This is a genomic window from Klebsiella sp. 28 (assembly GCF_018223905.1).
GTDB classification, from domain to species: Bacteria; Pseudomonadota; Gammaproteobacteria; order Enterobacterales; family Enterobacteriaceae; genus Klebsiella; species Klebsiella pneumoniae.
In genome coordinates this window covers 1-12,184 of the sequence record NZ_JAGRQY010000253.1, presented here as the reverse complement: position 1 = coordinate 12,184, position 12,184 = coordinate 1, and the positions used below count along the sequence as shown (strand labels likewise).

At 58.0% G+C, this 12,184-nt stretch carries 4 protein-coding genes and 1 pseudogene; all 5 read left to right on the top strand.

All coding sequences use genetic code 11. The features are described 5' to 3' along the window. Positions 1-6,013, top strand: a pseudogene (gene irp1, locus KHQ28_RS27635) (yersiniabactin polyketide synthase HMWP1); the annotation flags it as partial. Further along, positions 6,010-7,110 carry a yersiniabactin biosynthesis oxidoreductase YbtU gene (gene ybtU / locus KHQ28_RS27630; RefSeq protein ID WP_000982866.1) on the top strand — a complete coding sequence of 367 codons (1,101 nt, stop codon included), beginning with the start codon at positions 6,010-6,012 and terminating at the stop codon, positions 7,108-7,110. The pseudogene irp1 and the gene ybtU, both read left to right, overlap by 4 nt. Next, entirely contained in the window at positions 7,107-7,910 is an 804-nt protein-coding gene (gene ybtT, locus KHQ28_RS27625) for a yersiniabactin biosynthesis thioesterase YbtT (protein WP_000194284.1), read from the top strand. Before ybtU ends, ybtT begins: the two co-directional genes overlap by 4 nt. Positions 7,911-7,913: 3 nt before the next feature. Next, positions 7,914-9,491: a yersiniabactin biosynthesis salycil-AMP ligase YbtE gene (gene ybtE, locus KHQ28_RS27620; protein WP_001088826.1), complete on the top strand. Its 1,578-nt coding sequence runs from the start codon at positions 7,914-7,916 to the stop codon at positions 9,489-9,491. Between the two features lie 130 nt (positions 9,492-9,621). Beyond that, complete coding sequence (gene fyuA / locus KHQ28_RS27615) at positions 9,622-11,643, top strand: siderophore yersiniabactin receptor FyuA (protein WP_000784549.1); 2,022 nt, start codon at positions 9,622-9,624, stop codon at positions 11,641-11,643. Positions 11,644-12,184 lie beyond the last annotated feature (541 nt).

Here is a 12,184-nt window from a genome sequence, read left to right as displayed (position 1 = left end):
GTCTTACGATCTTATCGTGGCAGCGAACGTGATTCACGCCACCCGCCATATTGGCCGCACGCTCGATAATCTGCGCCCCCTGCTCAAGCCGGGCGGGCGCCTGCTGATGCGCGAAATCACCCAGCCAATGCGTCTGTTTGACTTCGTTTTCGGCCCGCTGGTTCTTCCGCTACAGGATCTCGACGCCCGCGAAGGTGAGTTATTCCTCACCACCGCTCAGTGGCAACAACAGTGCCGCCACGCCGGATTCAGCAAAGTGGCGTGGCTACCGCAGGATGGCAGCCCGACCGCCGGGATGAGCGAACATATCATTCTCGCCACGCTGCCCGGTCAGGCGGTTAGCGCCGTAACATTCACCGCGCCATCAGAACCCGTGTTGGGGCAGGCGCTGACGGATAACGGTGATTATCTCGCCGACTGGTCTGATTGCGCAGGTCAGCCCGAACGGTTTAACGCCCGCTGGCAGGAGGCCTGGCGTCTGCTTTCACAGCGTCATGGCGACGCTCTACCTGTGGAACCGCCCCCCGTCGCCGCCCCGGAGTGGCTGGGGAAGGTTCGCTTAAGCTGGCAAAACGAAGCCTTTTCCCGCGGTCAGATGCGCGTTGAAGCCCGTCATCCTGCTGGCGAGTGGCTGCCGCTATCGCCCGCCGCGCCTCTTCCTGCGCCGCAGACGCATTATCAATGGCGCTGGACGCCCCTCAACGTCGCCAGCATTGACCATCCGCTTACCTTTAGCTTCAGCGCCGGTACGCTTGCGCGCAGCGACGAGCTGGCGCAATACGGCATCATTCACGATCCGCACGCCTCTTCGCGACTGATGATTGTTGAGGAGAGCGAGGATACGCTGGCCTTAGCGGAGAAAGTGATAGCAGCGCTCACCGCCAGCGCAGCCGGATTGATTGTGGTTACTCGCCGCGCGTGGCGAGTCGAGGAAAATGAAGCACTCTCTGCATCCCATCACGCGCTATGGGCCTTGCTTCGCGTCGCGGCCAACGAACAGCCGGAACGGTTGCTTGCCGCCATCGATCTCGCCGAAAACACCCCGTGGGAAACGCTGCATCAAGGGTTGAGCGCAGTCTCACTATCACAGCGCTGGCTCGCCGCACGGGGTGACACCCTTTGGCTCCCTTCACTGGCGCCCAATACGGGATGCGCCGCTGAATTACCGGCAAACGTGTTTACCGGCGATAGCCGCTGGCATCTGGTGACCGGAGCGTTTGGCGGATTAGGCCGCCTTGCCGTGAACTGGCTCAGAGAAAAAGGGGCGCGACGCATCGCCCTGCTGGCGCCGCGCGTGGATGAGTCATGGCTACGCGACGTGGAGGGCGGGCAGACGCGCGTCTGCCGTTGTGATGTGGGCGATGCCGGGCAACTGGCCACGGTTCTTGACGATCTGGCGGCCAACGGCGGCATTGCCGGAGCGATTCATGCCGCTGGCGTATTGGCTGACGCGCCCTTGCAGGAGCTTGATGACCACCAGTTGGCTGCCGTTTTCGCGGTAAAAGCGCAGGCGGCAAGCCAGCTGTTGCAAACCCTGCGCAACCACGACGGACGCTATCTTATTCTCTACTCTTCCGCTGCCGCCACCCTCGGCGCGCCGGGTCAGAGCGCCCATGCGCTGGCCTGCGGCTACCTGGACGGGCTGGCCCAGCAGTTTTCCACCCTTGATGCGCCGAAAACGCTCTCTGTCGCCTGGGGCGCATGGGGAGAAAGCGGTCGGGCGGCCACGCCGGAAATGCTGGCGACGCTCGCCAGCCGAGGTATGGGCGCGTTAAGCGATGCCGAAGGCTGCTGGCACCTGGAACAGGCGGTGATGCGCGGCGCCCCGTGGCGACTGGCGATGCGCGTTTTTACCGACAAAATGCCCCCGTTACAACAGGCTCTGTTTAACATCAGCGCCACAGAAAAAGCCGCAACGCCGGTCATTCCTCCTGCTGATGACAACGCCTTTAACGGCAGCCTGAGCGATGAAACAGCGGTGATGGCATGGCTGAAAAAGCGGATTGCGGTTCAGCTAAGGCTGAGCGATCCGGCGTCACTGCATCCAAACCAGGATCTGTTGCAACTCGGCATGGACTCGCTGCTCTTCCTTGAACTCAGTAGCGATATTCAGCACTACCTGGGCGTACGCATCAATGCGGAACGGGCGTGGCAGGATCTGTCTCCTCATGGACTCACGCAGCTTATCTGTTCTAAGCCAGAGGCGACGCCTGCCGCTTCGCAGCCGGAAGTGTTGCGGCACGACGCCGACGAGCGTTATGCGCCCTTCCCTTTGACGCCCATTCAGCACGCCTACTGGCTGGGGCGAACCCACCTCATTGGCTATGGCGGCGTCGCCTGTCACGTCCTGTTTGAGTGGGATAAACGCCACGATGAGTTCAATCTCGCCATACTGGAGAAAGCATGGAACCAGCTCATCGCACGCCACGATATGTTGCGTATGGTGGTTGATGCCGACGGGCAGCAGCGAATCCTGGCGACAACGCCGGAGTATCACATCCCGCGTGACGATCTGCGCGCGCTTTCCCCGGAAGAACAGCGCATCGCGCTGGAAAAACGGCGGCATGAACTGAGCTATCGCGTTTTGCCTGCCGACCAGTGGCCTCTTTTTGAGCTGGTGGTCAGCGAAATCGACGATTGCCATTACCGTCTGCATATGAACCTCGACCTTTTGCAGTTTGATGTGCAGAGTTTTAAAGTCATGATGGACGACCTGGCGCAGGTCTGGCGCGGTGAAACGCTGGCGCCGCTCGCTATTACCTTCCGTGATTATGTGATGGCTGAACAGGCGCGCCGACAGACATCGGCATGGCACGATGCCTGGGATTACTGGCAGGAAAAACTGCCGCAACTGCCCTTAGCGCCAGAGCTGCCGGTGGTTGAGACGCCCCCGGAAACGCCACACTTCACCACCTTCAAATCGACGATCGGCAAGACAGAATGGCAGGCCGTGAAACAGAGCTGGCAGCAGCAAGGCGTCACACCGTCTGCCGCGCTGCTCACGCTGTTTGCCGCCACCCTTGAGCGCTGGAGCCGTACCACAACATTTACGCTGAACCTGACGTTCTTCAATCGCCAGCCGATCCATCCGCAAATCAACCAGTTGATTGGTGATTTTACCTCCGTCACGCTGGTTGATTTTAACTTCTCAGCGCCGGTGACGTTGCAAGAGCAGATGCAACAGACCCAACAGCGCCTCTGGCAAAACATGGCGCACAGTGAAATGAACGGTGTTGAGGTGATCCGTGAGCTGGGCCGCCTGCGCGGATCACAACGTCAACCGCTGATGCCGGTAGTGTTTACCAGTATGCTGGGGATGACGCTGGAAGGCATGACTATCGATCAGGCGATGAGCCATCTGTTCGGCGAACCCTGCTATGTATTCACGCAAACGCCGCAGGTCTGGCTGGATCATCAGGTCATGGAGAGCGACGGCGAGTTGATGTTTAGCTGGTACTGCATGGACAACGTGCTGGAACCCGGCGCTGCCGAGGCGATGTTTAATGACTATTGCGCCATCCTGCAAGCCGTCATCGCCGCCCCTGAAAGCCTGAAGACTCTCGCCAGCGGCATCGCCGGGCACATTCCCCGCCGACGCTGGCCGCTGAACGCGCAGGCGGACTACGACCTGCGGGATATTGAGCAGGCGACGCTCGAATACCCCGGCATCCGGCAGGCCAGAGCGGAAATAACCGAACAGGGCGCGTTGACGCTGGATATCGTGATGGCCGACGATCCGTCGCCATCAGCGGCGATGCCTGATGAGCACGAACTTACCCAACTGGCGCTGCCGTTGCCTGAGCAGGCGCAGCTTGATGAGCTGGAGGCGACCTGGCGCTGGCTGGAGGCGCGTGCGCTACAGGGGATCGCGGCTACGCTAAATCGTCACGGCCTGTTTACCACGCCGGAGATCGCCCATCGCTTTAGCGCAATAGTACAGGCGCTGTCCGCGCAAGCGTCTCACCAGCGTCTGCTGCGCCAGTGGCTACAGTGTCTGACGGAAAGAGAGTGGTTAATCCGCGAAGGTGAAAGCTGGCGCTGCCGCATTCCGCTCAGCGAGATTCCTGAGCCTCAGGAAGCGTGCCCGCAAAGCCAATGGAGCCAGGCGCTGGCGCAGTATCTGGAAACCTGCATCGCCCGGCACGACGCCCTCTTCTCCGGGCAGTGTTCTCCGCTGGAATTGCTGTTCAACGAGCAGCATCGCGTTACCGACGCGCTGTATCGCGACAACCCCGCCAGCGCCTGTCTGAATCGCTATACCGCGCAGATTGCCGCCTTGTGCAGCGCAGAACGGATTCTGGAGGTTGGCGCCGGAACCGCAGCCACTACCGCGCCGGTGCTGAAGGCCACGCGGAACACGCGGCAGTCGTACCACTTCACGGACGTCTCCGCGCAGTTCCTCAATGACGCCAGAGCCCGTTTCCATGATGAATCGCAGGTGTCTTATGCCTTGTTCGACATCAACCAGCCGCTGGATTTCACCGCCCACCCGGAGGCGGGTTACGACCTGATCGTTGCCGTCAATGTGCTCCACGACGCCAGCCATGTCGTCCAGACGTTGCGCAGATTAAAACTGTTGCTGAAAGCCGGCGGACGTTTGATGATCGTTGAAGCGACGGAGCGAAACAGCGTATTCCAGCTGGCGAGCGTGGGCTTTATTGAGGGATTAAGCGGATACCGCGATTTCCGCCGCCGGGATGAGAAACCGATGCTCACCCGCTCCGCATGGCAGGAGGTTCTCGTTCAGGCCGGGTTTGCAAACGAGCTGGCGTGGCCCGCGCAGGAATCGTCGCCGCTGCGCCAGCATCTGCTGGTGGCGCGTTCGCCTGGCGTAAATCGCCCGGATAAAAAAGCCGTGAGCCGCTATTTACAGCAGCGCTTTGGCACCGGTCTGCCCATTTTACAGATCCGGCAAAGAGAAGCGTTATTTACGCCGCTGCATGCCCCGTCTGATGCGCCGACTGAGCCAGCCAAACCCACGCCAGTTGCCGGGGGGAATCCGGCGCTGGAAAAACAGGTGGCTGAACTCTGGCAATCGCTGCTGTCTCGCCCCGTGGCAAGGCATCACGACTTTTTCGAACTGGGCGGCGACAGCCTGATGGCGACAAGGATGGTCGCGCAGCTAAACCGGAGAGGGATTGCCAGGGCTAACCTTCAGGATCTGTTCAGCCATTCGACGCTGAGCGACTTCTGCGCCCATCTACAGGCGGCTACGTCAGGAGAGGACAACCCGATACCCCTTTGCCAGGGCGACGGTGAGGAAACCCTGTTTGTCTTCCACGCTTCAGACGGCGATATCAGCGCCTGGCTGCCGCTCGCTAGCGCGTTGAACAGGCGCGTTTTCGGCCTGCAAGCAAAATCGCCGCAGCGCTTTGCCACGCTCGACCAGATGATCGATGAGTATGTCGGGTGCATCCGTCGTCAGCAGCCTCACGGCCCTTATGTGCTGGCGGGTTGGTCGTATGGCGCGTTTCTTGCGGCGGGCGCCGCACAGCGCCTGTACGCCAAAGGCGAGCAGGTTCGGATGGTGTTAATCGATCCCGTGTGCCGACAGGATTTCTGTTGCGAAAACCGGGCGGCCCTGCTGCGCCTGTTAGCCGAAGGACAAACGCCTCTGGCACTGCCCGAACATTTCGACCAGCAGACGCCCGACAGCCAGCTTGCCGACTTTATCAGCCTCGCTAAAACGGCCGGTATGGTGCCGCAAAACCTGACGCTGCAAGCGGCAGAAACGTGGCTCGACAACATCGCGCATCTGCTGCGTTTACTGACTGAGCATACGCCGGGCGAAAGCGTTCCGGTCCCCTGTCTCATGGTGTATGCCGCCGGGAGACCCGCGCGCTGGACGCCAGCAGAAACCGAGTGGCAGGGCTGGATAAACAACGCCGACGACGCTGTGATTGAAGCCAGCCACTGGCAAATCATGATGGAAGCCCCCCACGTTCAGGCTTGTGCGCAACACATTACGCGCTGGCTTTGCGCAACCTCAACGCAACCGGAGAACACGTTATGATGCCGTCCGCCTCCCCAAAACAACGCGTACTGATTGTGGGCGCCAAATTTGGCGAAATGTACCTGAATGCCTTTATGCAGCCCCCGGAGGGGCTGGAACTGGTCGGCCTGCTGGCGCAGGGAAGCGCCCGTTCAAGAGAGCTGGCTCATGCGTTTGGCATTCCGCTGTATACCTCGCCGGAACAGATAACCAGGATGCCGGATATCGCCTGTATTGTCGTGCGTTCGACCGTCGCCGGAGGAACCGGTACGCAGCTTGCCAGACACTTTCTGACGCGCGGCGTACACGTCATTCAGGAGCATCCCCTCCACCCGGATGACATCAGTTCCTTACAAACGCTGGCGCAGGAACAGGGCTGCTGCTATTGGGTAAACACGTTTTATCCGCATACGCGCGCGGGACGCACATGGCTTCGCGATGCGCAGCAGCTGCGTCGCTGCCTGGCTAAGACGCCGCCGGTAGTCCACGCCACCACCAGCCGACAGTTGCTCTACTCCACTCTGGATTTGTTGTTGCTGGCTCTGGGCGTTGATGCCGCCGCCGTGGAGTGCGACGTGGTTGGCAGCTTTAGCGATTTTCACTGTCTGAGACTCTTCTGGCCGGAGGGAGAAGCCTGCCTGCTGCTTCAGCGCTATCTCGATCCTGACGATCCAGATATGCATAGCCTTATCATGCACCGCCTGCTGCTGGGCTGGCCGGAAGGTCATCTTTCGCTGGAGGCGAGCTACGGCCCCGTCATCTGGTCATCCAGCCTGTTTGTCGCAGACCATCAGGAGAACGCCCACAGCCTCTACCGCAGACCGGAGATCCTGCGCGATCTGCCGGGTCTGACGCGCAGCGCGGCGCCCCTGAGCTGGCGCGACTGCTGCGAAACCGTCGGGCCGGAGGGCGTCAGCTGGTTGCTACACCAGTTGCGCAGCCATCTGGCGGGCGAACATCCACCAGCGGCCTGCCAAAGCGTACATCAGATCGCGTTATCACGTTTATGGCAGCAGATTTTACGTAAGACCGGCAATGCGGAGATCAGACGCCTGACGCCGCCGCACCACGACCGGTTAGCCGGTTTCTACAACGATGATGATAAGGAGGCGCTGTGACGCAATCTGCAATGTGCATCCCGCTGTGGCCCGCCCGAAACGGTAATACTGCGCATCTAGTCATGTGCCCTTTCGCTGGCGGCAGCAGTAGCGCGTTTCGCCACTGGCAAGCTGAGCAACTGGCTGATTGCGCGCTTTCTCTGGTGACCTGGCCGGGGCGCGATCGCCTTCGCCATCTGGAACCGCTCAGAAGCATTACACAACTGGCGGCACTGCTGGCGAACGAGCTGGAAGCATCCGTATCGCCTGACACGCCGCTTTTACTCGCCGGGCACAGCATGGGGGCACAGGTGGCGTTTGAAACCTGCCGACTTCTGGAGCAACGGGGGCTTGCGCCACAAGGACTGATTATTTCCGGGTGCCATGCCCCGCATCTGCATTCTGAACGCCAGCTCAGCCATCGCGATGATGCCGACTTTATCGCTGAGCTGATAGACATTGGCGGATGTTCTCCTGAACTGCGGGAAAACCAGGAATTAATGTCGCTGTTTCTTCCTCTTCTGCGCGCTGATTTTTACGCCACCGAGAGCTATCACTACGACTCGCCCGACGTCTGTCCGCCGCTGCGCACGCCTGCGCTGTTATTGTGCGGCAGCCACGATCGCGAAGCCTCCTGGCAGCAGGTCGATGCCTGGCGTCAGTGGCTGAGCCCCGTTACAGGCCCGGTGGTGATTGACGGCGATCATTTCTATCCCATTCAACAAGCCCGGTCCTTTTTTACGCAGATTGTCCGCCATTTTCCCCACGCATTTTCTGCAATGACCGCGTTGCAAAAACAGCCCAGTACTTCAGAAAGGTGACGCATGAATTCTTCCTTTGAATCTCTGATTGAACAGTATCCCTTACCCATTGCCGAACAGTTGCGCCACTGGGCGGCCCGTTATGCCTCGCGAATTGCCGTCGTTGATGCAAAGGGGTCGTTAACCTACAGCGCGCTTGATGCACAAGTTGACGAACTTGCCGCAGGTCTGTCATCACTGGGTTTGCGTTCGGGGGAGCATGTAATTGTGCAGCTTCCCAACGACAACGCGTTTGTTACCCTGCTGTTCGCCTTGTTAAGACTGGGCGTTATCCCCGTGCTGGCGATGCCCTCGCAACGGGCGCTGGATATCGACGCGCTGATTGAGCTGGCGCAACCCGTCGCTTACGTTATTCACGGGGAAAACCACGCAGAGCTGGCCCGACAGATGGCGCACAAACACGCCTGCTTGCGTCATGTTCTGGTCGCTGGAGAGACCGTGAGCGACGATTTTACGCCGCTCTTCTCCCTTCACGGTGAGCGACAGGCATGGCCGCAGCCTGATGTTTCCGCCACCGCGTTGTTGTTGCTCTCAGGCGGCACAACCGGCACGCCCAAACTCATCCCGCGCCGACATGCCGACTATAGCTATAACTTCAGCGCTTCTGCTGAACTGTGCGGCATCAGCCAACAGAGCGTGTATCTCGCCGTCCTCCCGGTGGCGCATAACTTTCCGCTGGCCTGCCCCGGTATTCTGGGAACGCTTGCCTGCGGCGGAAAAGTGGTGCTGACCGACAGCGCCAGCTGTGATGAGGTGATGCCTTTAATCGCGCAGGAAAGAGTGACTCACGTCGCCCTGGTTCCGGCGCTGGCGCAATTATGGGTGCAGGCCAGGGAGTGGGAAGACAGCGACCTTTCGTCGCTGCGCGTCATTCAGGCAGGCGGCGCCCGGCTCGACCCGACGCTTGCTGAGCAGGTTATCGCCACCTTTGACTGTACCCTGCAACAGGTTTTCGGTATGGCGGAAGGCCTGCTCTGTTTTACCCGGCTGGACGATCCGCATGCCACCATTCTCCACAGCCAGGGGCGCCCGTTGTCCCCTCTGGATGAAATCCGCATCGTTGATCAAGACGAGAACGACGTCGCGCCGGGCGAAACCGGGCAATTGTTAACGCGCGGCCCTTATACCATTTCGGGCTATTACCGCGCCCCTGCCCACAACGCGCAGGCCTTTACCGCGCAAGGGTTTTACCGCACAGGCGACAATGTCAGGCTGGATGAGGTGGGGAACCTGCACGTTGAGGGACGCATAAAAGAGCAGATCAACCGCGCCGGAGAAAAAATAGCCGCGGCTGAAGTGGAATCGGCACTGCTGCGTTTAGCGGAAGTGCAAGATTGCGCGGTGGTCGCCGCGCCGGACACGCTGCTTGGCGAGCGGATTTGCGCGTTTATCATCGCGCAGCAGGTGCCAACTGACTATCAGCAGTTGCGTCAACAACTGACCCGTATGGGGCTCAGCGCGTGGAAAATTCCTGACCAAATCGAGTTTCTGGACCACTGGCCGCTCACCGCCGTCGGCAAGATAGACAAAAAACGCCTGACGGCTCTCGCCGTCGACCGTTATCGCCATTCTGCCCAATAAGCGCAAACCGACCCGAAACAGGTTGAAATAAACCCGTTTCGGGTAGCACCACTATTAGAAATAGTTATCATTTTCAATTCACCATTGTCGGTATTTTTGGCGTTTCGCCGTCTTACAGGGACTCACAACAATGAAAATGACACGGCTTTATCCTCTGGCCTTGGGGGGATTATTGCTCCCCGCCATTGCTAATGCCCAAACTTCACAGCAAGACGAAAGCACGCTGGTGGTTACCGCCAGTAAACAATCTTCCCGCTCGGCATCAGCCAACAACGTCTCGTCTACTGTTGTCAGCGCGCCGGAATTAAGCGACGCCGGCGTCACCGCCAGCGACAAACTCCCCAGAGTCTTGCCCGGGCTCAATATTGAAAATAGCGGCAACATGCTTTTTTCGACGATCTCGCTACGCGGCGTCTCTTCAGCGCAGGACTTCTATAACCCCGCCGTCACCCTGTATGTCGATGGCGTCCCTCAGCTTTCCACCAACACCATCCAGGCGCTTACCGATGTGCAAAGCGTGGAGTTGCTGCGAGGCCCACAGGGAACGTTATATGGCAAAAGCGCTCAGGGCGGGATCATCAACATCGTCACCCAGCAGCCGGACAGCACGCCGCGCGGCTATATTGAAGGCGGCGTCAGTAGCCGCGACAGTTATCGAAGTAAGTTCAACCTGAGCGGCCCCATTCAGGATGGCCTGCTGTACGGCAGCGTCACCCTGTTACGCCAGGTTGATGACGGCGACATGATTAACCCCGCGACGGGAAGCGATGACTTAGGCGGCACCCGCGCCAGCATAGGGAATGTGAAACTGCGTCTGGCGCCGGACGATCAGCCCTGGGAAATGGGCTTTGCCGCCTCACGCGAATGTACCCGCGCCACCCAGGACGCCTATGTGGGATGGAATGATATTAAGGGCCGTAAGCTGTCGATCAGCGATGGTTCACCAGACCCGTACATGCGGCGCTGCACTGACAGCCAGACCCTGAGTGGGAAATACACCACCGATGACTGGGTTTTCAACCTGATCAGCGCCTGGCAGCAGCAGCATTATTCGCGCACCTTCCCTTCCGGTTCGTTAATCGTCAATATGCCTCAGCGCTGGAATCAGGATGTGCAGGAGCTGCGCGCCGCAACCCTGGGCGATGCGCGTACCGTTGATATGGTGTTTGGGCTGTACCGGCAGAACACCCGCGAGAAGTTAAATTCAGCCTACGACATGCCGACAATGCCTTATTTAAGCAGTACCGGCTATACCACCGCTGAAACGCTGGCCGCATACAGTGACCTGACCTGGCATTTAACCGATCGTTTTGATATCGGCGGCGGCGTGCGCTTCTCGCATGATAAATCCAGTACACAATATCACGGCAGCATGCTCGGCAACCCGTTTGGCGACCAGGGTAAGAGCAATGACGATCAGGTGCTCGGGCAGCTATCCGCAGGCTATATGCTGACCGATGACTGGAGAGTGTATACCCGTGTAGCCCAGGGATATAAACCTTCCGGGTACAACATCGTGCCTACTGCGGGTCTTGATGCCAAACCGTTCGTCGCCGAGAAATCCATCAACTATGAACTTGGCACCCGCTACGAAACCGCTGACGTCACGCTGCAAGCCGCGACGTTTTATACCCACACCAAAGACATGCAGCTTTACTCTGGCCCGGTCGGGATGCAGACATTAAGCAATGCGGGTAAAGCCGACGCCACCGGCGTTGAGCTTGAAGCGAAGTGGCGGTTTGCGCCAGGCTGGTCATGGGATATCAATGGCAACGTGATCCGTTCCGAATTCACCAATGACAGTGAGTTGTATCACGGTAACCGGGTGCCGTTCGTACCACGTTATGGCGCGGGAAGCAGCGTGAACGGCGTGATTGATACGCGCTATGGCGCACTGATGCCCCGACTGGCGGTTAATCTGGTCGGGCCGCATTATTTCGATGGCGACAACCAGTTGCGGCAAGGCACCTATGCCACCCTGGACAGCAGCCTGGGCTGGCAGGCGACTGAACGGATGAACATTTCCGTCTATGTCGATAACCTGTTCGACCGTCGTTACCGTACCTATGGCTACATGAACGGCAGCAGCGCCGTCGCGCAGGTCAATATGGGTCGCACCGTCGGTATCAATACGCGAATTGATTTCTTCTGATTATTGTAAAAGGGATACCGAAAAGGTATCCCTTTTACACCACTAGTTAAAACCAGTAACTCAGCAGAGTCGCAAAAAATATTAATCCATAGTGATTATTTAAACAATGAAATTGCGATTAGGACAAATAGATTTAACTTTCTCGTTCCTTTCTCTCCTTATACTAAAGAAATAATCATATCAAAATAAAAATTCACAACAGTGCAACATTAAAAATACAACCAACAAACAATCCTATATACAAGGCACATCTCCAGAATATAAAAGCACAGACAAACAACCTAAAAAAAACAACCCGAATTAATAAACCTTTACAATTACACACCCTCAACTCAAAACAATTTCGAAAACTCAAAGATTTCATCGGCAAAAACAGTCATTAACACATCTATTTTTTTGAAATTCTGTAGAGTAAAACTGATATAAAGCATTTATCATATTAACATATCAATAAGTGCAAACTTAAAAATCAAAAGTTAGGGTTCAGTAAAACCAATTCGCCACAAAAAAACCACCCCATACATATAAATTATTTTATAGG

Coding starts and splice junctions, on each gene's coding strand:
- fyuA (WP_000784549.1), top strand. CDS start 9,622: ATGAAAATGACACGGCTTTATCCTCTGGCCTTGGGGGGATTATTGCTC.
- ybtE (WP_001088826.1), top strand. CDS start 7,914: ATGAATTCTTCCTTTGAATCTCTGATTGAACAGTATCCCTTACCCATT.
- ybtU (WP_000982866.1), top strand. CDS start 6,010: ATGATGCCGTCCGCCTCCCCAAAACAACGCGTACTGATTGTGGGCGCC.